The following is a 21,746-nucleotide window of genomic DNA, read 5'->3' as shown; positions in this document are numbered from 1 at the left end:
CGTCCGCCCCGGACCACGCCCCCTGCGGTCACCCGCCCCACACCTCCCGGCCGGCCAGGACGACCTCGCGCAGCAGGGCGGTCACCTCGTCGGGCGTGGTGTGCGGGTTGAGCAGCGTCAGCTTCAGCCGGACCCGCCCGGGGCCCTCGCCGGGCAGTTCGGTCCGCCCGACGACGGCCCGCCCCTCCCGCAGCAGCAGCCGGCGCAGTTCGGCGTTCACCCGGTCGAGCGCCTCCGACTGCGCGGGGTCCACCGGGTCCGTCGGGTCGGCCGGATCTGCCGGATCTGCCGGGTCCGCGTGCCCGGCCCCCGCCGGCCCGCCCGCGCCCGCGCCCGGCGGACGGTAGCGGAACAACAGTGCGGTGAGGACGGGTTCGGCGTGCAGCTCCAGTTCGGGATCGGCCCGGACGGCCGCGGCGGCGGCCTGCGCGAGGTCGTGGCAGGCGTCGACCAGGCGGCCGAGCCCCGCCCGTCCGAGGGTGCGCAGGGTGACGGCCAGTTTGAAGGCGTCGGCCCGCCGGGTGGTGCGCAGCGACTGCCCCAACAGGCTCGGGTAGCCCGCCTGTTCGTCGTCGGCCGGGTTGAGGTACTCGGCCCGGCGGGCGAGCGAGACGTACGTCTCGGCGCGGCGGACCAGGAAGACCCCGGCGGCGGCGGGCTGCCAGCCGAGCTTGTGCCAGTCCAGCGAGACGGAGTCGGCACGGGCGATGCCGTCGAGGAGCGGGGCCAGCCGGTCGGAGAGGAGCGCGCCGCCGCCGTACGCGGCGTCGACGTGCAGCCAGGCCCCGTAGCGCGCGGCGAGGTCGGCGAGCGCGGGCAGCGGGTCGACGGCGCCGGTGTCGGTGGTGCCGGCGGTGGCGACCACGGCGACCGGGGTGTGACCGGCCCAACTCGCCGTGGCCAGGGCGTGTTCCAGTGCGGCCGGGTCCATCCGCAGTTCCCGGTCGACCGGGACGGGCACGACGGCGCGTTCGCCGAGGCCGAGCAGGGCGGCGGCACGCTGGACGGAGAAGTGCGCGGCCCGGGAGGCGAAGATCCGGGGGTTGGCGCCGACCGGGAGGCCGTCCAGCTCGACGATGCCGTCGAGTCGCTGGTCGCGGGCGAGCATCAGGCCCATCAGGTTGGACTCGGTGCCGCCGGAGGTGAGCACCCCGGCCGCGTGGGCCGGGTCGTAGCCGACGAGGGCGGCGAGTTCGGCGAGCAGCGCGGTCTCCAGCGCGGTCGCGGCGGGCGCCTGGTCCCAGGAGTCCTGGGAGGGGTTGAGCGCGCTGACGGCGAGGTCGGCGGCGGCGGCCACGGCGAGCGGCGGGCAGTGCAGGTGCGCGGCGCAGAACGGGTCGGCGGGGTCGGCGGCGCCGTGGGCGAGCAGTTCGGTGAGGCGGGCGAGCGCGTCCGGGCCGGGTGCGGCGGCGAGTGCGGCGGCGACCCGGGCGGTGACGTCGGCGGGGCGGCCGGCGGGCAGCGGTCCTCCGCGCCGGGTGGCGCCGGTCTCCAGCGCGTCCAGGACGGTGGCCAGCAACGGGCCGAGCGCGGCCGGACCGCCGACGCCACCGGCCAGGGCGTCGACCGGCGCGGGGGCCGGGACGGGCCCGCCGTCCGCACCGTTCCCGGCGCCGTTCCCCGCCCCGTGCCCCGTCCCGGACCCGACTCCGGACCCGACTCCGGCGCCGTTCCCGGCCCCCGCTCCGACCCCGTTCACGCGGACCCCGCCGCGCGCGACCCCGCACCCGTGCCCGCACCCGTAGCCGGCGCGGACGTCGGCGCGGACGCCGCCGCGATGGCGTCCGCGAGCCGGTCCAGCACGGCCGCCACCTGCTCGTCGGTGATGGTGAGCGGCGGCAGCAGGCGCAGCACCGCGTCGTGCCGCCCGCCGAGTTCGACGATCAGCCCGCGCGCCAGGCAGGCCTCGCGGACCCGGACCGCCAGCTCGGGCGCGGCCGGGCGTGCGCCGCAGGCGTCCGGTGCGGCGGCGGGGTCGACCAGTTCGACGCCGATCATCAGCCCGCGTCCGCGGACGTCGCCGATCACCGGAAGCTCCCCGGCGAGCGCGCGCAGCCGCTCGACCATCCGCGCGCCGACGGTGGCGGCCCGTTCCACGAGGCCGTGGGCGGCGACGTGCCGCAGGGTGGCCGCGCCGGCCGCCATGGCGAGCGTGTTGCCGCGGAAGGTGCCGGTGTGGGCGCCGGGCCGCCAGCCGTCGTACTCCTCGCGGTAGACGACGACGGCCAGTGGCAGGCTGCCGCCGATCGCCTTGGAGAGCACCATCGCGTCCGGGACGATCCCGCTGTGTTCGACGGCCCACATCGCGCCGGTCCGGCCGACGCCGGTCTGGACTTCGTCGACGATCAGCGGGATGCGGCGCTCGGCGGTGATCCGGCGCATCGCGCGCAGCCAGTCGTCGGGGGCGGGGACGACGCCGCCCTCGCCCTGCACGGCCTCCAGGATCATGGCGGCCGGCTGGACCACCCCGCCGGAGGGGTCGTCGAGCAGGCGCTCGACGTAGGTGGCCGACAGGTCGGCGCCGGCCTCGCCGCCGACCCCGAACGGGCAGCGGTAGCCGTAGGGGTAGGGCAGCCGGACGACCTCGCCGCCGCCGGGGAGCGGCTCCTTGACGGCGACGTTGCCGGTGAGCGCGAGCGCGCCGGCGGTCATGCCGTGGTAGGCGCCTGTGAAGGCGAGGGCGCCGGACCGGCCGGTCGCGGTCTGCATCAGTTTGAGCGCGGCCTCGACGGCGTCGGTCCCGGCGGGTCCGCAGAAGTGCACCCGTGCGCCGTCGGCGAATCCGGGCGGCAGGCTCTCGAACAGGGCGGTGGTGAAGTCGTCCTTTTCGGCGGTGGCGATGTCGAGCAGGTGCAGGGGGGCGCCGCTGTCCAGGGTGCGGCGGATCGCCTCCAGCACCACGGGGTGGTTGTGGCCGAGGGCGAGGGTGCCGGCGCCGGAGAGGCAGTCCAGGTAGCGGCGGCCGTCCGCGCCCTCGACGGTCATGCCGTTGGCGCGCACCGGGACGATCGGGAACGACCGCGCGTAGGTGCGGGCGGCGGACTCGCGGACCCGCTGGCGGCGCAGGACGGCGGCGCCGGGAGTGGGGGCGGGAGGAGCGGCGGGCAGGGGGACGGTCGGACCGGTGGCGGGCTCGGCGGCGAGCGTCAAGGCGGACTCCCAGGAAGTTAGGTAAGCCTAACTTTAGAACGGCGACCGCCTCCGCCACGCCCCGGGGCCGCCGGAACCACCCGAACCGGTGACAAGGATCCCCGCGACCACCGACCGCCCAACACCCCAACGACCAATGCCGCCAAGAGGTTACGGGCCCGCCCCGGGCGAAACCCGGACGCGCCGGAAGCGCCGGACTCGACCGCAGCCCCGAGCACTCGTCCGAGTGGCGCGGTCAACCCGGAGTTGCCACCGCCGGTGGTAACCTGGCCGCATGTCCGAGCCGATGGATGCCGCACCGGCCTCACGCCCGGTGAAGAAGTACAGCGTGTCGATGCCCGAGGACGTGGCCGACGAGGTCCGCGCCCGCGTCGGGAAGGGATCGTTCAGCGCCTACGTCACCGCCGCCGTCAGACGGGCCATAGAGCGCGATCACCTCGCCGAGTTGGTGGACGACCACGTCCGCCGCAACGGCCCGATCCCCGACACCGCCCGCGCGCAAGCCGCCCGTGAAGCCGAGGAAGCGGAGCGGAGGTATGCGCTGTGGCTCGCCGAACAGGAAGTCCAGGAGTCGCTGGCAAGCTGACGCCGGGGGCACTCGTCCTGGACAGCCAGGGCCTGTCGCTCGCGGTGGCCGAGGACCCGCTCATGCTGGCCCGCATCGATCACGCCAAGAGCCACGGCGCCAGAGTGGTCGTCAGCACACTCACGCTGATCGAGGCCATGAACCCACACCAACCGCAACCCCGCTGGGACTTCGTCGTATCGCGACTCGCCGTGGAGGAAGTGACCCGGCCGGTGACCCAGCGTGCCATGGCACTGCTCAGAACGGCGGGGCTGCACGGTCACAAGTACGCGATCGACGCCGTGGTCGCCGCCACGGCGATGGCGCAGGCCGGCCCGGTCAGGTTGATCACCAGCGACATCGACGACATGGCCAAGCTCTGCGACAAGCGGGTCATGCTCATCCCGGCCTGACCCCCTCCCCTCCCCCGCCCGTCCAGCGGTAGCAGAGCTCCGGGCGGCCGACGGTGCCGTACTGGGGTTCGCGGACGGCGAGGCCGGTGTCGACGAGGTGCTCCAGGTAGCGGCGGGCCGTGATCCGGGAGACGCCGGCGGCGGTGCCGGCCGCGCCGGCGGAGAGGCCCGCGCGGGCCTCACGCAGGACGGTGGCGACGGTGTTGAGCGTGGGTGCGCTCAACCCCTTGGGGAGGGCCGTGCGTTCGGGGGTGCGGAGCAGGGCGAGGGCCTGGTCCACCTCGTCCTGTCCGGTGGCCTCGCCGGTCCGGGCGAGGGTGTCGCGGTAGCGGGCGTAGCGCTCCAGACGGTCGTGCAGGGCGGCGGCGCCGAACGGTTTCAGCAGGTACTGGACGACCCCGGCGGACACCGCCTGGCGGACCATCGCGAGGTCGCGGGCGGAGGTGACGGCGATGACGTCGGTGGTGTGCCCGGCCGCGCGCAGGGTGCCGCAGAGCTGCAGGCCGTGCCCGTCGGGCAGGTAGAGGTCCAGCAGGGTCAGGTCCACGGGTGTGCCGGCGGCGCGGGCGCGGTCCAGGAAGCGCAGCGCGTCGGCGCAGCCGTGGACGGTGCCGACGGCCCGGAAGCCGGGCTCGCGCCCGACGTAGAGGGCGTGGGCGGCGGCGGCCACCGGGTCGTCCTCGACCACCAGGACGGTGATCTCCGGTCGGCGCGCGGAGCCGTTCGGCGGGCGGTTCGACTCCCCGCCGGCGGCCCGGTCCGGGGGCCCGTCCGGGAATCCGCCCGCCGGTCCGCCCGTCGGCCCACCCGTCGCTCCGCCCGGGGGCGTCATCGGCGGCGGGTTCACGGCGCCACCGCCTCGCGCGGCCGGGGCGCCCGGGCAAGCGGGAGCCGGACGGTGAGCACGGCCCCGCGGTCCCGCCCGACCTCGACGCTGCCGCCGTTGCGCCGGGCCGCCTGGGCGACCAGGGCGAGCCCGAGTCCGTGCCCGCGGCCGTCCTGCTTGGTGCTCCAGCCGCGCCGGAACACGTCGTCCACAACCGCCGGGTCGATGCCGGCGCCGGTGTCGGCGACCCGCAGGAGGAGGTGGTCGCCGTCGATCCGCGCGGTCACGGTGACCTCGGGCGCGTCCGGGCTCCCGGCCGCACCGGCGATCGCCGCGTCGACGGCGTTGTCGACCAGGTTGCCGAGCACGGTGATCAGGTCACGGGCGGGCAGCCCCGGCGGCAGCACTCCGTCGTCGATCGAACTGTCCGCGGTGAGCGTCAACTCCACGCCCCGTTCGGCGGCCTGGGCGGCCTTGCCGAGCAGCAGGGCGGCCAGGACCGGTTCGCCGACGGCTGCGACGACCCGGTCCGTGAGCCGCTGGGCCAGGGCGAGTTCGGCGGTGGCGAACTCCACCGCCTCACGGTGGCGGCCCAGTTCGATCAGCGAGACGACGGCGTGCAGCCGGTTCGCGGCCTCGTGCGCCTGTGCGCCGAGCGCTTCGGCGAACCCGCGCGCCGAGTCCAACTCGCCGCTCAGCGCCTGGAGTTCGGTGTGGTCACGGAGGGCGAGGACCCGGCCGAGGCCGGTCCCGATGGTGGAGGTGTTGAGCACCACGACCCGTTCGGCGGTGAGGTGGACCTCGTCCCGGACCGGATCCGGCCCCAGCACGGCGGCGACCAGCACCTCCGGCAGGCCCAGCTCCCCGATCGGCCGGCCGTCCAGATCTCCCGCCAGGCCGAGGAGTTCACGGGCCGCGTCGTTGCAGAGCACCACCCGGTGACGGTGGTCGAGCAGCACCAGCCCCTCGCGCACCGCGTGCAGGGTCGCCTGGTGGTACTCGTAGAGGTGGCTGAGCTCGGCCGGACCCATCCCGTGAGTATGCCGCCGCAGACGGGAGTTGGCGAGGTAGGTGCCGAACCCGCCGACCGCCAGCGCGGCCACCGCGACACCGACCAGGGCGAGCAGCGGGCCGCGCAGCTGGGCCGAGATGGACTGCACGGTGATGCCCGCGCTCACCAGCGCGACCACCCGGTGCCGCTCGTCCAGCACCGGCGTGACCACCCGCACCGACGGCCCGAGCGTGCCGGTGTAGGTCTCGCTGCGGGTCTCCCCGGCGAGTGCCCAGTCGATGTGACCGAGGAACGTCCGGCCGATCTGCTCGGGGAGGGGGTGCGTCCAGCGGACGCCGGACGTGTCCATCACGGTGATGAAGGAGACCCCGGTGTCGACGCGCACCTGCTCCGCGTACGGCTGCAGGACGGCGGTCGGATCGGGGTCGGAGACGGCGGCCAGGACCGCCGGCGAGTCGGCGACGGCGCGGGCGACGGCGGTGACCTGCCGGCGGGCCGCGTCCTCGGTCCGGTCGGCGGTGAACAGGTAGGCGAGCACGGCCCCGCCCGCCACCACGGCGGCGACGATGACGACCTGGACGACGAAGAGCTGTCCGGCCAGGCTGCGCACCAGCCGGCGCGGCGAGGGGAGGGTACGCGCGGACATGCCTGCCAGTGTGCACCACGGCCCGCGGCGGCCCGACCGGCGGCAGCCAGGCCCGCGCCCGACCGCTGCGGGACCGGCGGCCGCCGCCCCCTGCGACAGCGACCCCGAGCGCGAACGCGAACGCGTGAACTCTATGAACGCAAACGTGACCCCCGTCACCCCGCGCCCCATAGTCGGAGCGGCCCACCACCCGGGGCCGCCAGGACCGCAGGGCACAGCTGGGCAAAGGAGCCGCAGATGTCGATCACCGGAGCAGGGCCGCAGGCCGGGGCCGTCAGACGGAAGGACCGCACCCACGTCCTCTACATCGCCGTGATCGTCGCGGTGGTCGCGGGCGTCGTGGTCGGACTGGCCGCGCCCGGCTTCGCCGTGGAGTTGAAGCCGATCGGAACGGGCTTCGTCAACCTGATCAAGATGATGATCAGCCCGGTCATCTTCTGCACCATCGTGCTGGGCATCGGCTCGGTCACCAAGGCCGCCAAGGTCGGCAAGGTCGGCGGCCTCGCGCTCGGCTACTTCCTCGCCATGTCGACCGTCGCGCTCGCCATCGGACTGCTGGTCGGCAACCTCCTGGAGCCCGGCGGCGGCCTCCACCTGACCAGCGCGCTCGCCAAGTCCGGCCACGCCCAGGCCGCCGCCGGAGGCGCACAGTCCACCACCGAGTTCCTGCTCGGGATGATCCCGACCACCATGCTCTCCGCCCTCACCGAGGGCAAGGTGCTGCAGACCCTGCTGGTCGCCCTGCTGGCCGGCTTCGCGCTCCAGGCGATGGGCCCGGCGGGCGCGCCCGTGCTGCGCGGTGTGGAACACGTGCAGCGACTGGTGTTCCGGGTCATGTCGATGATCATGTGGGTGGCGCCGATCGGCGCCTTCGGGGCGATGGCGGCAGTGGTCGGCGCCACCGGCACGGCCGCGCTGAAGAGCCTCGCCGTCATCATGGTCGGCTTCTACGCGACCTGCGCCCTGTTCGTGGTCGTGGTGCTCGGCACGCTGCTGCGGCTGGTCGCCGGCGTCAACATCTTCACGCTGCTGCGCTACCTTGGCCGCGAGTTCCTCCTGATCCTCTCCACCTCCTCCTCGGAGAGCGCGCTGCCCCGGCTGATCGCCAAGATGGAGCACCTGGGCGTCAGCCGCCCGGTGGTCGGCATCACCGTCCCGACCGGCTACAGCTTCAACCTGGACGGCACCGCGATCTACCTCACCATGGCCTCGATCTTCATCTCCGAGGCGCTGGACAAGCCCATGTCGGTGGGCGAGCAGCTGTCCCTGCTGGTCTTCATGGTGATCGCCAGCAAGGGCGCGGCCGGAGTCACCGGCGCCGGACTGGCCACGCTCGCCGGCGGGCTGCAGTCCCACAAGCCGGCGCTGGTGGACGGGGTCGGGCTGATCGTCGGCATCGACCGGTTCATGTCCGAGGCCCGCGCGCTCACCAACTTCGCGGGCAACGCCGTCGCCACCGTCCTGGTCGGGCAGTGGACCGGCGAGTTCGACCGCGAGCGGGCCCGACAGGTGCTGACGGGTGCGGTGCCGTTCGACGAGCGGACGCTGGTCGACACCCACGCCGGCCCCGCCGGCGACCCGGACGCGGCGGGCGCCGCGGGACCGGGTGCGGCTCCCGTGCCGGGTGCCTCGCCCGAGCCGGTCCCGGCGCCGCACGGCGGCACCCCGAGCGCGGCGGCCGCCTGACCCCGGCCCCGCCGCCCCCTTGAGACTCCCCCGACCCGGCGCCCCGCCCAACCCCCCGGAACGGCGCCGGGCCGGGGGTCCCGCCTGCCCGCCCGCCCCGGGCCGGCGCCCTCCCCTCACCCGAACAACCGCCACCGCCGCTGCCGGGGACGGAGCCGGCACCGACGCTGCCGCTGCCGCTGCTCAGATCTCCTCGGAGCCGCTGACCGCCCAGCTCAGGCCGGTCGCCGGATCCTCCAGCGCGAGGTGCAGGTGCCGCAGCCGGTCCGCCGGATCGTCCCAGGTGAAGCACCGCATCCGCGCCACCAGCGCGTTGACCTCCGAACGGTCCGGCCGCTCCGCCCCCGTCATCGCGGCCAGCACCCGCCAGAGCGCCAACCGCCCGTGGGCCGCACCGTGCTCCCGGTCCGCGACGCCCGCCTGGACCAGTGCCGGGCAGGCGAGCGCGAACGGCAGGTACCCGCCGGTCACCCGCCGCCCCGGCGCCAGTTGCGCAGCAGCGCACGGCGCGGAGCCCCGGACGCAGACCGTCACCGCCCAGCCCGCCAGCTCGGCCAGCGCCCGGGTGGCCCGCTGCCCCGGCAGCCGCGTCCCCGGCTCGGGGAGCTCGACCGGGCCGAGGCCCTCCCGGCTGGCGGGCAGGGTCAGCAGCGCGCTGCGCGAGCCGCCGCCGGGCAGGTACTCCCTGACCCTCACCCCTTCGCCCCAGCCCGCCGACTCCCATGACTCCAGGAGCAGGGGAACGCCCTCCTGGTCCGGCTCGGCGCCGTAGGAGAGGTCCTCACCGAGCAGCACCCGGGTCTGCGCGACCAGCCGCCGCACCGCCGCCGGGCCGAGCAGCGGGGCCAGCCTCCGCCAGGAGTGCCGGGTCGCCAGCACCTCCCAGAGCGGCCCGGCGTCGTGGTCGCGCACCCCTGCGGCGGTCCCCGGACCGCCGTCCGCGTCGAACAGCCGGGCCGCCACCTCGGGCGGTGCGGCGTAGGCGATCAGGTGGCCGAGGGGCGCGGTCGCGGCGGCGGCCCGGGCCCGGGCGGCGGCGTCGAGAACGGGCCCGCCGCCGATGCCGCCCCGGGGGCCGCGAAGGCCGTGGACACCGTGGACGCCGTGCCCGCCCCACTCGGCGTGGCCGTCACCGCCGTCAGTGCCGCCATCGGAGCCGTCGAAGCCATCGAAGCCGGCGCGACGGTCGAGGCCGTCGTGCCGGCCGTAGCCGGGACAGCCGTCGAGCGCGACGGCGGCGGCCCGGGCCTGCCGGTAGGCGCCCAGCAGTTCGGTCCAGCGGCCGTCATCGGCCAGGGAGCGGAGCCGATGCTCCTCGTACGTGATCACGATTTTCAGCGTACGGGCCGAGGCGGCGGACGAGCTGACTTGCCGTCAGTTCGGTGCGTCGGGCCCGGGCGGGACCCCGCCTTCAGCACAGCCCCACGACTCCGGCGGCGGGTCCGGCCGCAAGTCCGGCCGCGAGTCCGACGGCGGCTCCGACCGCCGAGGCGGCGGCGGGACCACCGGCACCCCCTCCCCCGCTTCGCGCTCCCGTTCGAGCACGGCCCGCAGCCGGACCAGGGCCCGCCGCCGGGTGACCGCCAGGGTGGACCGGTGCACCCCGAGCAGCCGGGCGGCCTCCTCCAGGCCGTACCCGTCGAGGTCGACCAGCAGCACCGCCCGCGCCTGCTTCGCCGTCAGGCAGCCCAGCAGCCTGACCACCTCCCAGTGCGCCTGCAGCTCCCCCACGCCGCCGCACGACGGGTCGACCCGGCCGGCCCCGCTGCCCGCACCGTCGCCGACCTCCGGCAGGAGCATGCGGCGGCGGTCGCGCCGCCACTCGTCGCGCAGGATGTTGACCATCGTGGTGAACGCATAGGCGTACGGCTGCGGGTGGCCGAGGAACCGGTCCGGGCGGCGGGCTATTCGCACATAGGCGTCGTGGACGACATCCCCCGCGCCGAACGGATTTCCGGTCAGCTGAACGGCTGCCCGATGGAGCCTCGGCAGCAATTCCGTGAACACCCGGTTGAAATCGGCCGAGTCGGCCCCGGAGCCGGAGTCCGGATCCCGCCCACCTGGACAGCCTGACGAGAAATCCATGCCGCTCCCCTCGGAAATCGGCACCCGAAAGCCCAGTCGACGGACGCCGACCACCCGGCTTGTGACGCACATCACATCATAGTTCGTCACCCCACCGTTCGCAGTCATTCGTGTGCAATACGTCACCGATCGGGCGGCGCAAGGGAATTGGATTTCCCCCCGCCTCCCGGACGGGGCCACACCCCACGAGCGAGGAGAGAACGCCATGACAGGTCGTATCGCCCGGAACATCGCCAAGCTCGGGATGGCGGCCGTCGCCGCCGTCGGCGTGCTCGGCGCCACCACCCTCCCGGCCGCCGCCCGGCCGGCCGCCTCCGCCCCGGCCGCCGAGCGGGCCCGCGCCGCCGACCAGTCCATCACGGCCGGCTCGGGCGTCGCGTCGCCCGCCGCGATCACCGCCTCCTACCGCTGCGTCATCACCGCCGACTACGGCTGGCGCTGGGAGGGCAACTGCCGGATCTACTCCGGCGAGCTGCGCACCATCACGTACTGCGCCAACGGCACGTCGAGCACCGGCCTCTGGATCGGCGCCCGGCCCGAGCCGTGGGCGGTCTGGGGCAACTGCCCGGGCTCCAGCTGGACCCGGATCGTGTTCCAGTCGCGCGGCTGACCGGTCCGCGCACGTGACGACGTGGGGCGCCGCACCGGAAGGGCGGCGCCCCACCCCCGTGCCGGGCCGGCGCGATCCGGACGGTTCGAGGGCGGCCTCCGGGGCCACGACCCTTGCAGGGCGGGCGGGTTCAGGCCGCACGGCGGTGCCGGCCGGGCCGCGGTCGAGCCGGTGCGGCCGCCGGCTCCACGATGGCCGACTCCCCGATGGCCGGCTCCTCGATGGTCAGCTCCCCGGCCGCCCGACCGGCCGCGGGCTCCCGGGCGGCCGGAGAGAGCGCGACGAAGGCCGCGGTGAGGAACAGGAAGGATCCGAGCCCGACGGCCAGCGGGAGGACGAAGTCCATCGGCGCGGCTCCCCCCGACCCGGATCGGGCCGGTTCGAGCGGGACGTGGACGGCGGCCGTGCAGATGTCGTGCACGAAGCCCACCGCGAGGCCCATGACCAGTGCGGCGGCGACGGCCGCCCAGACGGTGCGGACGGCGACGGCGGCCCAGAGCGCCGCACCGGCTGCGGCGGCGGAGATCAGCACCGAGAGCGCCGACGTCCCGGCGTCGCACCACAGTCCGCCGTGCGGCCGCACGGCGGCCGTGCCGAGGTGGTGCACGGCCGCGACGCCGAGGCCGATGGTGAGACCGCCGGCCGGCAGGGCGAGGACGCGGCGGCGGCCGTACACGACGACGACCAGCCCGAGGCCCGTCGCCAGCACGGCCACCAGCAGGCCGAGCGCGGTGAGCGGGACGCCGTACCGAAGGTGGGGGCCGTCGGCGTCGAAGCCGACCATCGCCACGAAATGCATCGTCCAGATGCCGGAGCCGGTCGAGGCGGCTGCGGTGCACACCCGGTTCCGGCGGGAGGCCCCGGGCGCGGAGAGCGCGCGCCCGGTGCAGCACAGGCCGAACGCGGCGCCGGCGCACGCCATGACGTACGACAGCGCGGGCATCAGCCAGCCGGAGCCGAGGTGGTTCACGGTGCCCATGGGACCTCCGGTCGACCGGTCGGGCCCGGGGCGTTCGACGCTGCGCCCGGGCACCCCGGGCCGGGCGGACTCCGGGCGGGTGGCGGACAGGCGGCCGGCTGGGGAGCCGACCGCCTGTCATATGCCATCCGCACGTGCGCTTCCGGCCTGGGGTGCGTGGGACGCTATCGGGGGCCGGGAAATGGCCTGGCGTAGATATGAAAAGCAGCCCACAGTGCGCAAGCGCTGTGCTCGAATGGGGCGGTCCCCTGCCCCGTCACAGATCGAGCCGCCCCCTCCCCGCGCCGGGGCAGTGGGGGCGATGGGGTCGTTCGGACCGACAGAATCCGTCAGCTGCCATCCGAAATCCGTCCGGCGTCCAGCCTCCGCAGCCGTCCGGCGCTACTCGTACTCGGTGCCGCCCTTGCGGGTCAGGTAGGCGTCGCCGACCACCTTGGCGATCGCCCGCCCGCCCACCACCGGGCTGTACCGCTCGGTCACCGGCCGGACCACCACGCCTTCGCGCACGTGCAGTTGCCGCCCCGAGACCGTCTCCCGCCCCTGGGCCAACGCCAGGACCGTCCCGGCCTCGAACGGACCCCGCCACAGCTCCGGGACCACCGGCAGCTCCCCGTCCAGCAGTTCGGCCGCCGACAGCCAGGACAGTCCTCCGTCCACCGCGACCGAGACGTCGAACGCCGCGTAGCCGGGGAGCGCGGTGCGGCCGGACTCGCCGTAGGTGAGGTCCTGCACGCCCGCGCCGTAGACCTCTCCGAAGACGCCGACCCGCTCGGCTCCGAGCCGCTCGGCCAGCCGCGCGGCGACGGCCGGGATGCCGTGCGCCCGCACCGCCCGCCAGTACAGGTTGCGGTCGTCCTCGACCAGCGCGAGCCCCTGGGCCCCGATCCCCTTGGAGGACACCTGCACCTCGCCGGTGGCGGCGTGGTAGGTGACCAGGCAGCAACTGCCGTGCAGCTTCTCGGTCAGGACGACGGGCTCGCCGGGCGTGAAGACGCCCGGGAAGCGCTTGAGGTTCTCGATGTCCACCCACGGCAGCAGGTCCGGGGCCCGGACCACGTCGCCCGCCATCGACGTCGGGATCGGCGGTTGCCACTTGGTGACGCCCAGCAGCTCGGCGAAGTCCTCGCCGCTGTCGGCGGCGGCCGCCAGGTCGGTGCCGGCGAGGGCGCCGGGCCGGCAGACGATGCCCTGGGACAGCTCGCCGCGCAGCCGGACCGCCTTGACCCGGTCGGCGTTGCCGCCGGCCAGTCGACCGGTCAGTCCCAGCTCCTCGATCAGCGGGGCGGGCAGCACCGCCTGCTCCGGGATGTAGACCGCGTGGTCGCCGGTGCGGTACGCCCCCTTGGCCACCACCGCTCGGTAGAGGCCGACCTGGGCGAGTTCGAGGGCGTCGGCGTTCGGATGGTCGAGGATGGTCAGTCGCTCGACGGTGACTCGCAGCGTGGACATGGACGTACTCCTTCCCTGGGCTCGGCCGGACGGCCGGCTCGCCGTACGACGTACGGACGGGAGTCACTCTGACCTCTCGGACCGCCCGCGCGCGAAGGGTTTTCGATCCCTCGGCGAGCACGCGCACGGCCTCCCCGGCGCGCCCCCGTGCCGCACACACTCCGCCCACCACACGCGCCCGCCACACGCGCCCGCCACACGCCGCCACACGCCGGACGGCAGGGGTTTGCGTCTTCCGACAGCGGTCCCACCGCATACCGCCACCCTCGCCTGTGCGATGAAACAGACGGCTCTTGACACGCAATTGCGGCACTATAATCACCGAAATCGCCGCACCTGCGGTGAAGGCCCCGCGCCCCTTCCGGCGCGCCAGGAGGGGAAGCAAGGGAATGAACACCCGCAGACTCGCCATCGCCGCCGCGGCGGCCCTCGTCCTCGGCCTCGGGACCGCCGCCTGCAGCAGCGACGGCACCGACGACAACGGCGCCAAGAACGCGGGCAGCACCGCCACGGGCACCGGTGCCTCGGCCTCGGCCGGCAGCAGCGGCGCCGGGGCGCCGAAGGCCTCCGGCACCGTCACCGTCTTCGCCGCGGCCTCGCTCAAGGAGAGCTTCACCGAGCTCGGCAAGAAGTTCGAGGCCGCCAACCCGGGCGCCAAGGTCACCTTCAACTTCGCCGGCAGCTCCGCCCTCGCCGCGAGCATCAACTCCGGTGCCCCCGCCGACGTCTTCGCCGCCGCCAGCCCGGCCACCATGAAGACCGTCACCGACGCGGGCGGCGCCGTCGGCACGCCCAGGACCTTCGTCAGGAACACGCTCGCCATCGCCGTCCCCAAGGGCAACCCCAAGCACATCGCGGGCCTGGCCGACCTCGCGGCCCCCGGCGTGAAGGTCGCGCTCTGCGCGAAGGAGGTGCCCTGCGGCGCCGCCGCCCTGACCGCGCTCAAGGCCGGCAACGTCAACCTCACCCCGGTCACCCTGGAGCAGGACGTCAAGGGCGCGCTGACCAAGGTCGAACTCGGCGAGGTCGACGCGTCGCTGGTGTACCGCACCGATGTGAAGGCCGATGCTGCGAAGATCGACGGCGTGGAATTCCCCGAGGCCGCCAAGGCCGTGAACGACTACCCGATCGCCCCCCTCGCCAAGGCTCCGAACAAGGACGGTGCCGCCGCCTTCGTCGCCTACGTCGAGTCGCCCGAGGCGCAGCAGGTGCTCACCGCGGCGGGCTTCCAGGCGCCGTGATCCGCCGCACCACCCGCCCGGCCACCGGGGACGGCCCCGGTCCGTCGTCCGCCGACCGGTCCGCCGGCGACGCGCCGGACCGGGGCCCCGGCTCGCCCTGGGCCCGCCCGCGCCGCCGGCGGAGGTCCCGCCGCGTCCCGTTCACGCTGCTGCTCCCGGCGCTGCTCGGCCTGGCGTTCCTGGTGCTCCCGCTGGTCGGGCTGCTGGTCCGGGCGCCGTGGAGCTCGCTGTCGGAGCAGCTCACCAGCCCGCAGGTGTGGGAGGCGCTTCGCCTCTCCCTCGTGTGCGCGACGGCGGCCACGGGGGTGTCACTGGTGCTGGGGGTTCCGCTGGCCTGGCTGCTGGCACGGACCGAGCTGCCGGGCCGGCGGCTGATCCGGGCCCTGGTCACGCTGCCGCTGGTGCTGCCACCGGTGGTCGGCGGCGTGGCACTGCTCCTGGTCCTCGGCCGGCGCGGCATCGTCGGCTCGTGGCTGGACTCGGCCTTCGGCGTCACCCTGCCGTTCACCACCACCGGTGTGGTGATCGCCGAGGCGTTCGTCGCGATGCCGTTCCTGGTGATCAGCGTCGAGGGCGCGCTGCGGGCCGCCGACCCGCGCTACGAGGAGGCCGCCGCGACCCTGGGCGCCTCCCGGCTGACCACGTTCCGCCGGGTGACGCTGCCGCTGATCGCCCCCGGGATCGGCGCCGGTGCGGTGCTGGCCTGGGCCCGGGCGCTCGGCGAGTTCGGCGCGACGATCACCTTCGCGGGCAACTTCCCGGGTCGGACCCAGACCATGCCGCTCGCCGTCTACCTCGCGATGGAGTCCGATCCGGAGGCGGCGATCGCGTTGTCGCTGGTGCTGCTGGTGGTGTCGGTGGCCGTGCTGGCCGGTCTGCGCGAGCGCTGGATGTCCACACCGTGACCACGCCCGCCGCCCGCCGCCCCGCCCCGGTCCCCTCCCCCGGCCGCACCCCTGGAGCGCCCCGCCGATGACACCCGCCACCGACCCCACCACCCCGGCCCCCGGCTCCGGCCCGGGCCCGCGCTCGGTGCCCGCGCCAGCGCCCGCGCCCGCGCCCGCCGGTTCCACCGCTCCCGACGGCGGCGTCGGCGCCTCCGCCGACGCCGCCGTCGGCCTCGACGCCCGCCTGCGGGTGGACCGCGCCGCCTTCACCCTGGACCTCGCACTGGCCGCCGCCCCCGGCGAGGTGGTCGCCCTGCTCGGGCCGAACGGCGCCGGAAAGTCCACCGCCCTGCGCGCGCTGGCCGGCCTGCTCCCGCTCACCGACGGCCACCTGAGGCTGGACGGCCGCGTCCTGGAGGACCCGGCCCGGCGGCTGCACACCCCGGCCGAGGAACGCCCGGTCGGCGTGGTCTTCCAGGACTACCTGCTGTTTCCGCACCTCAGCGCCCTCGACAACGTCGCCTTCGGCCCGCGCTGCCAGGGCCGGCCCAAGCGCGAGGCGCGTGCCGAGGCCGCCGGCTGGCTGCAGCGGCTGGGCCTGGCCGAGCACGCCGCGGCCCGTCCGGGCCGGCTCTCCGGCGGCCAGGCGCAGCGGGTCGCGCTCGCCCGCGCGCTGGCCGTGCGCCCGCGGCTGCTGCTCCTGGACGAGCCGCTGGCCGCCCTGGACGCCCGCACCCGGCTCGACGTCCGGACGCAGCTCCGGCGCCACCTGGCCGAGTTCGAGGCGGTCGCGGTCCTGGTGACGCACGACCCGCTGGACGCGATGGTGCTGGCCGACCGGCTGGTGGTGATCGAGGACGGGCGCGAGGTGCAGTCCGGCAGTCCCGCGGAGATCGCCCGGCGGCCGCGCACCGACTACATCGCCCGGCTGGTCGGCCTCAACCTGTACCAGGGCACGGCCGAGGGCCGTCGGGTCTCGCTGGCGGACGGCACCGCGCTGGCCACCACCGAGGAGCTGTCCGGTCCGGCCTTCGTGGCCTTCCCGCCGTCCGCCGTGACGCTGCACCGCGAGCGGCCCGAGGGCAGCGCGCGCAATGTCTGGGAGCTGACGGTCGACGGTCTGGACCTGCACGGCGACCAGGTCCGGGCCGATCTGTCAGGGGCCGTCCCGATGGCCGCGGATCTGACCCCGGCCGCGGTGGCGGAACTCGGCCTCGCCCCCGGGGCGACGGTCTGGGCCGCGGTCAAGGCCGCCCAGACGCACGCGTACCCGGCCTGACCGGCCCCGCTCCCCGTTCCCGCTCGACCGACCGACCAGCCGCTCGGCATCCGGGCCCGCCGGCGGCCCCACTGCCTGACGCCCCCGCGCGCTACTCGGTGGGTGCCACGAAGCCCGACTCGTACGCGGCGATCACCGCCTGGGTGCGGTCCCGGGCGCCGAGCTTCGCCAGCACACTGCTGACGTGGGTCTTCACCGTCTGCACGCCGAGGAACAGCTGCTCGGCGATCTCCCCGTTGGTGAGGCCGCGGGCCACCAGGCGCAACACCTCGGCCTCGCGCTCGGTCAGGGCGGCGCGGGCCATCGCCTCGCGCGCCTCCCGGTTGCCCTGGCCGGCGGCGAGACGGCGGATCTGGGCGGGGAAGAGCAGTGACTCGCCGGCCGCGACCAGCCTGACCGCCTGGGCGATCTCGGCCGGCCGGGTGCGCTTGAGCAGGAAGCCGTCGGCCCCGGCGCGCAGGGCCTGGTAGACGTAGTCGTCGATCTCGAAGGTGGTGACGACGAGGATCTTCGGCGCGTACCCGCCGGGGGCGGTCCCGTCGCGGACCAGCTCGCGGGTGGCGGTGAGCCCGTCGACGCCGGGCATCCGGACGTCCATCAGCACGACGTGCGGACGCAGGCGGCGGGCCAGCGCGAGCGCCTCGGAACCGTCGGCCGCCTCGCCGACGACCCGCAGGTCGCCCTGCGCCTCCAGCACGGCGCGCAGTCCGGCGCGGACCAGTTCCTCGTCGTCCGCCAGCAGAATGTCGATCGTCACGCGCCCAAGCGTAGGGGTACCCGAACGGCCAGCACCCACTCCCCGGACTCCGGACCCGCCGAGGCCTCGCCGCCGAGCAGCACGGCCCGTTCCGTGATGCCCCGGAGTCCCTTGCCGCCCCGGCGTGGTGACGGAACGGCCGCCGTCCCGCCGGCCGTCCGGAGGGCGTTGGCGCAGCGCAGCTCCAGCCGGCCGTCCCGGACGACGATCCGGATGCTGATCGGTTCGCCGGGCGCGTACTTGAGGGCGTTGGTGACGCCCTCCTGGACGATCCGGTAGCCCTCGCGGGAGAGCACCCCCGGGAGCTTCGCCACCGGCGCGTCGATCCAGGCCTCGACCGGGCTGCCGGCCGCCCGCGCGGTGTCGAACAGGGCGGGCAACTGCTCGATCCCGGGCCGTTCCCGCGCATCGCCCCGGCCGCCTCCGGCGCCGCCACCGTCACCGGGCCCTCCCGGCCCTCGGGCCCCGTGGGGCCCGTGGGATCCCCCGCCTGCGGTGGACCCTCCCTCCCCGTCCTCCCGGGCGTCGCGGAGCAGCACGAGGGTCCGCTCCAGGTCGTCCATCGCCTGCCGGCCGGTCTCCTCGATGACTTCGAGCGCCTTGGCGACGAACACCGGGTCGCCGACCTCGCGCGCCGCCCCGGCCTGAAGGACCGTCACCGTCAGGGCGTGGCCGATGGAGTCGTGCAGCTCCCGGGCCAACAGGTTCCGCTCCAGCAGGCGTTCGGCGCGCAGCTCGGCGGCGGCCAGGCGCTCGGCCGGGGAAGGCCCCAACAGTCGCGTCGCCATGGCGAGTTGGAGCCTACCGGCCCAGACGATCAGCCACCCGAGGCCGAACAGCAGCACCGGCGCCAGCAGCGGGTACCAGGACGGCCCGTCCGGGACCGGGAGTCGGAGGCCCTGCAACTTGGGCGCCGGGCTGGTCAGCAGGTCGACCGCGGCGATCGGCACCAGCACGGACAGGATGCCGACGGCCGTCCCGAGGGCGGTCCGGCCGATCAGCCAGGCCGCCGTCCGCCGCCGGTCGGCCCAGGTGCCGGCGGGCTCGGTGGCGATGTCCGGTTCGCGGTCGGGGACGAGCAGCAGCCGCGCCTGCACGCCTTCCGCCCGGCGCATCGCGGGCACCAGGGCGGCCAGGACGAGCAGCGCCGCGTCCGTCGGGACGGCGCGCACCAGGATCTGGGCCAGGCTCGGCCCGGAGACGCCCGGATAGACCATCAGAACGACGCCGGAGAAGATGAACCCGATCACCAGGTGCAGCCAGCGCGCGTAGGTGACGGCGCTCAGCAGGGGCGCGAGTATTCGGGGCATTGCGCCATCCTGCCAGGTCAGCGACGTGGGCCACCTCCCTCCCGAGAGGGAGGCGAATCCCCTCCCGGGCGGGATCCGCCGCCGGGGTCCGCCGCGGTCCCATGGAGGCAGTCGGAGCGACGGCCCGCGGAAACGGGCCGCCGGCAGTCCGCGGAGAGCGACGGAGAGAGGGAGGGCGGCCGTGATCAAGGTTGAGGGCCTCACCAAGGAGTACGGCGGGGCACGGGTGGTGGACAGCCTCGACTTCGAGGTACGGCCCGGGGTGGTGACCGGGTTCCTCGGGCCCAACGGCGCCGGCAAGAGCACCACCATGCGGCTGATCCTCGGCCTGGCCCGGCCGACCGCCGGCCGGGCGCTGGTCAACGGCCGCCCGTACGCCGAGCTGGACGGCCCGCTGCGGCAGGTCGGCGCGCTGCTCGACGCCCAGGCCCTGCACGGGGGCCGTACGGCGCGCGGTCATCTGCGCTGGCTCGCCGCCGGCAACGGCCTGCCGGACCGCCGGGTCGACGAGGTGCTCGCCCAGGTCGGACTCGCCGACGCGGCGGGCCGGCGGATCCGCGGCTTCTCGCTCGGCATGCGCCAGCGCCTCGGCGTCGCCGCCGCCCTGCTCGGCGACCCGCCGGTGCTGATGCTCGACGAGCCGGTGAACGGACTCGACCCTGAGGGCATCCGGTGGATCCGCACGCTGCTGCGTGACCTCGCCGCCGAGGGCCGCGCGGTGCTGGTCTCCTCGCACCTGATGACCGAGATGGCGCTGACCGCCGACCACCTGGTGGTGATCGGCCGGGGCCGGCTGCTGGCGGACTCCGCGACGTCCGCGTTCATCGAGCGCCACGGCCGTACCCGGATCCGGGTACGGGCGGTCGACCCCGCCAAGCTGGACGCCCTGCTGCGCGGCCCCGGCCTCGCCGCCCGCCTCGCCGACGCCACCCGCGTGGCCGGCGCGGAGGCCGGTGCCGAGGCCGGTACAGGGGCCGGCACGGGAGCCGGTGCGGGGGCCGGTGCCGGAGCCGGTGCCGAGGCCAGCACCGGGGTCAGTGCCGGAGTCAGTGCCGGGGTCAGTGCCGAGCCGGTGGACGGCGGCGCCTGGGAGGTCAGCGGCGCGGCGCCCGAGCGGATCGCCGCGTTCGCCGCCGCCAACGGCGTCGTGCTGTACGAGATCGCGGTCCAGCAGGACTCTCTGGAGGAGGCCTTCATGCGGATGACCGCCGACAGCGTCGAGTACCGGGCGGTGGCGGCATGAGCGCCCTCGCCACCCCGGCCACCCCCGCCACCCCGTCGGCCCCCGTCCTGCCGGGCACCGTCCCGCCGACCGCCGTGCTCCGCGCCGAACGGATCAAGCTCACCACCCTCCGCTCGCTCTGGATCACCCCGCTCGTCGCGCTGCTGCTCACCGTCGGACTCGGCGCCGCCGTCGCCGCGGCCCTCGGCGGGAAGGACGCCAGCCTCACCGAGGATCCGGGCGTCGGCATCCACTACGGCCTCAACTTCGGCCAGGCCGCACTGGTCTGCTTCGGCGTCCTGCTGATCGGGCAGGAGTTCAACACCCGCATGATCGGCGTCTCGCTCACCGCCGTCCCGCACCGCCGCCGCCTCTACGCCGCCAAACTCACCCTCGGCGCCGCCGTCGGCCTCGGCGTCGGCCTGCTCGGGTCCGGCGGTTCCTTCGCCGCCTACGCCGCGTTCGCGCCCGGCGGCGGCTGGGACGGCCCCGGACTCGTCCGCAGCGCCGCGGCCGGAGTGGTCTACCCGGTGCTGCTGGTGGTGTTCTGCCTCGGCCTGACCGCCATGCTGCGCAATCTCACGGCGGCGATGGGCCTGCTGGTGCCGACCGTCTTCCTGCTCTCACCGCTGATGTCCGGCGTGCCGGTCGTCCGCCACGCCGTCCAGTTCCTGCCGGACCGCGCGGGCCAGTACGCGCTGCACTACGCCGACGACCCGCAGGTCGTGTACGGGCACTGGACCGGTCTGCTGATCATGGCCGGCTGGGCCACGGCGGCGGCGTACGGCGGCCTGCGCTCGCTCCGCCGGTACGAGGCCTGACACGGCTCCGGCGTGCCCACCACCACCCGCTGCCCCACCGCCCACCATGTGCAACTCTGGAGTTGCACATGACGCCACGGGCGTGCAACCCTCTAGCTAGGGGTTGTCCGGCAATTCGCGTCGCATCAGCGCGCGGCGTCGGGCGCCCGGCCGGGCGTGCCGCCGGAGCCTCCTCGTACTGGACGTACTTGGACGATTCGGCGGTGCGTCCAGGCGAGACGCCCGGCGTCGTGCGCGCGGCGGGAATGGTCAGACAACCCCTAGCAACGCATCGGGGAGGTTCACGGCATGGTCACCGGCAGCATCCAGCGTGAGATCGTCATCGCCGCACCGCGCGAACGGGTCTGGGCAGTACTCACCCAGGCGGAGTTCCTGGGCGCCTGGTTCGGCGCCGACGGGCCCGCCGAGATCGACCTCCGGCCCGGCGGGCGGATGGTCCTCGGCCACGGGGTGCACGGCCTCCTGCCGGCCCGGATCGAACTGGTGGAGCAGCCGGGCCGGTTCTCCTTCCGCTGGTCCCGGACGGCGGCCGGAACGGAGCCGAGGGCGAGCAGCGAAACCCTGGTCGAGTTCACCCTGACCCGGGAGCCGGGGAACCACACCCGGCTGCGCATGACGGAGAGCGGATACCCCTCGCTCGCCACACCCGCGGACGGCACCCGGGCCCGGCTCACACGGAACGGGACCGGTTGGACGTGGAAGCTGACCGAGCTCGCCTGCCACACGGAGCGGCTGGCCGCCCGCCGAACGGCCGGTGACGAAAAGCAGCTGACGGATGACAGGATCTGAAATCCGTCATCCGTCAGCT

At 75.2% G+C, this 21,746-nt stretch carries 20 protein-coding genes; 10 read left to right on the top strand and 10 right to left on the bottom strand.

Annotation, left to right across the window (positions count from 1 at the left end; all coding sequences use genetic code 11):
• Positions 1–28: 28 nt before the first annotated feature.
• Positions 29–1,558, bottom strand: a complete 1,530-nt coding sequence (locus AC067J_RS10850; protein WP_478298169.1) for a pyridoxal phosphate-dependent decarboxylase family protein — start codon at positions 1,556–1,558, stop codon at positions 29–31.
• Positions 1,559–1,695: 137 nt separating this feature from the next.
• Entirely contained in the window at positions 1,696–3,150 is a 1,455-nt protein-coding gene (locus AC067J_RS10845; RefSeq protein ID WP_478297730.1) for a diaminobutyrate--2-oxoglutarate transaminase, read from the bottom strand.
• A gap of 274 nt (positions 3,151–3,424) precedes the next feature.
• Here AC067J_RS10845 and AC067J_RS10840 point away from each other — a divergent pair, with 274 nt between their 5' ends.
• Together AC067J_RS10840 and AC067J_RS10835 are read left to right on the top strand one after the other, a co-directional pair.
• Positions 3,425–3,736, top strand: a complete 312-nt coding sequence (locus tag AC067J_RS10840; protein ID WP_478297729.1) for a ribbon-helix-helix domain-containing protein — start codon at positions 3,425–3,427, stop codon at positions 3,734–3,736.
• A 62-nt stretch (positions 3,737–3,798) separates the two neighbouring features.
• Complete coding sequence (locus AC067J_RS10835) at positions 3,799–4,128, top strand: DNA-binding protein (protein ID WP_478297727.1); 330 nt, start codon at positions 3,799–3,801, stop codon at positions 4,126–4,128.
• Here AC067J_RS10835 and AC067J_RS10830 read toward each other — a convergent pair.
• Both AC067J_RS10830 and AC067J_RS10825 read right to left on the bottom strand, forming a co-directional pair.
• On the bottom strand, positions 4,115–4,975 hold the full coding sequence (locus tag AC067J_RS10830) for a response regulator (RefSeq protein ID WP_478297725.1): 861 nt from the start codon (positions 4,973–4,975) through the stop codon (positions 4,115–4,117). The genes AC067J_RS10835 and AC067J_RS10830 overlap by 14 nt on opposite strands.
• The gene (locus AC067J_RS10825; protein WP_478297723.1) at positions 4,972–6,612 is read right to left on the bottom strand and encodes a sensor histidine kinase; all 1,641 of its coding nucleotides are present in this window, start codon (positions 6,610–6,612) and stop codon (positions 4,972–4,974) included. The genes AC067J_RS10830 and AC067J_RS10825 overlap by 4 nt, the downstream gene beginning before the upstream one ends.
• Positions 6,613–6,849: 237 nt before the next feature.
• On the opposite strand from AC067J_RS10825, the gene AC067J_RS10820 reads away from it, so the two are divergent.
• Positions 6,850–8,298, top strand: coding sequence for a cation:dicarboxylate symporter family transporter (locus AC067J_RS10820; protein WP_478297721.1), 1,449 nt, complete (start codon positions 6,850–6,852; stop codon positions 8,296–8,298).
• 183 nt (positions 8,299–8,481) lie between these two features.
• Here AC067J_RS10820 and AC067J_RS10815 read toward each other — a convergent pair whose 3' ends face one another.
• On the bottom strand, positions 8,482–9,627 hold the full coding sequence (locus AC067J_RS10815) for a hypothetical protein (protein ID WP_478297720.1): 1,146 nt from the start codon (positions 9,625–9,627) through the stop codon (positions 8,482–8,484).
• Between the two features lie 45 nt (positions 9,628–9,672).
• Complete coding sequence (locus AC067J_RS10810) at positions 9,673–10,383, bottom strand: RNA polymerase sigma factor (protein ID WP_478297718.1); 711 nt, start codon at positions 10,381–10,383, stop codon at positions 9,673–9,675.
• A gap of 205 nt (positions 10,384–10,588) precedes the next feature.
• Here AC067J_RS10810 and AC067J_RS10805 point away from each other — a divergent pair, with 205 nt between their 5' ends.
• Positions 10,589–10,993: a hypothetical protein gene (locus AC067J_RS10805; protein WP_478297717.1), complete on the top strand. Its 405-nt coding sequence runs from the start codon at positions 10,589–10,591 to the stop codon at positions 10,991–10,993.
• Between the two features lie 130 nt (positions 10,994–11,123).
• Here the strand turns inward: AC067J_RS10805 and AC067J_RS10800 are convergent, their stop codons facing one another.
• Both AC067J_RS10800 and AC067J_RS10795 read right to left on the bottom strand, forming a co-directional pair.
• Positions 11,124–11,972, bottom strand: a complete 849-nt coding sequence (locus AC067J_RS10800) for an MHYT domain-containing protein (protein WP_478297715.1) — start codon at positions 11,970–11,972, stop codon at positions 11,124–11,126.
• A 381-nt stretch (positions 11,973–12,353) separates the two neighbouring features.
• A complete protein-coding gene (locus tag AC067J_RS10795) occupies positions 12,354–13,421 on the bottom strand; it encodes an RNA ligase (ATP) (protein WP_478297713.1) in 1,068 nt (355 codons plus the stop codon).
• A 389-nt stretch (positions 13,422–13,810) separates the two neighbouring features.
• Here AC067J_RS10795 and modA point away from each other — a divergent pair, with 389 nt between their 5' ends.
• The 3 genes from modA (at position 13,811) to AC067J_RS10780 (ending at position 16,828) form a co-directional block, all read left to right on the top strand.
• Complete coding sequence (gene modA / locus AC067J_RS10790; RefSeq protein ID WP_478297711.1) at positions 13,811–14,662, top strand: molybdate ABC transporter substrate-binding protein; 852 nt, start codon at positions 13,811–13,813, stop codon at positions 14,660–14,662.
• Positions 14,659–15,567 carry an ABC transporter permease gene (locus tag AC067J_RS10785; protein ID WP_478297709.1) on the top strand — a complete coding sequence of 303 codons (909 nt, stop codon included), beginning with the start codon at positions 14,659–14,661 and terminating at the stop codon, positions 15,565–15,567. Before modA ends, AC067J_RS10785 begins: the two co-directional genes overlap by 4 nt.
• Positions 15,568–15,634: 67 nt before the next feature.
• Positions 15,635–16,828 carry an ABC transporter ATP-binding protein gene (locus tag AC067J_RS10780; RefSeq protein WP_478297708.1) on the top strand — a complete coding sequence of 398 codons (1,194 nt, stop codon included), beginning with the start codon at positions 15,635–15,637 and terminating at the stop codon, positions 16,826–16,828.
• Between the two features lie 91 nt (positions 16,829–16,919).
• Here the strand turns inward: AC067J_RS10780 and AC067J_RS10775 are convergent, their stop codons facing one another.
• Together AC067J_RS10775 and AC067J_RS10770 are read right to left on the bottom strand one after the other, a co-directional pair.
• Positions 16,920–17,585 carry a response regulator transcription factor gene (locus tag AC067J_RS10775; protein WP_478297706.1) on the bottom strand — a complete coding sequence of 222 codons (666 nt, stop codon included), beginning with the start codon at positions 17,583–17,585 and terminating at the stop codon, positions 16,920–16,922.
• Positions 17,582–18,895 carry a sensor histidine kinase gene (locus AC067J_RS10770; protein WP_478297704.1) on the bottom strand — a complete coding sequence of 438 codons (1,314 nt, stop codon included), beginning with the start codon at positions 18,893–18,895 and terminating at the stop codon, positions 17,582–17,584. Before AC067J_RS10770 ends, AC067J_RS10775 begins: the two co-directional genes overlap by 4 nt.
• 181 nt (positions 18,896–19,076) lie before the next feature.
• Between AC067J_RS10770 and AC067J_RS10765 the strand changes: the two genes are divergently transcribed.
• The 3 genes from AC067J_RS10765 (at position 19,077) to AC067J_RS10755 (ending at position 21,727) form a co-directional block, all read left to right on the top strand.
• Entirely contained in the window at positions 19,077–20,138 is a 1,062-nt protein-coding gene (locus AC067J_RS10765; RefSeq protein WP_478297702.1) for an ABC transporter ATP-binding protein, read from the top strand.
• Entirely contained in the window at positions 20,135–20,938 is an 804-nt protein-coding gene (locus AC067J_RS10760; RefSeq protein ID WP_478297700.1) for a hypothetical protein, read from the top strand. Before AC067J_RS10765 ends, AC067J_RS10760 begins: the two co-directional genes overlap by 4 nt.
• A 288-nt stretch (positions 20,939–21,226) precedes the next feature.
• A complete protein-coding gene (locus AC067J_RS10755) occupies positions 21,227–21,727 on the top strand; it encodes an SRPBCC domain-containing protein (protein WP_478297698.1) in 501 nt (166 codons plus the stop codon).
• Positions 21,728–21,746: the final 19 nt, after the last annotated feature.

This window comes from Kitasatospora sp. NPDC042419 (genome assembly GCF_056437345.1).
The sequence above is the reverse complement of the archived record's forward strand: the minus strand, read 5'-3'. Positions and strand labels throughout refer to the sequence as shown.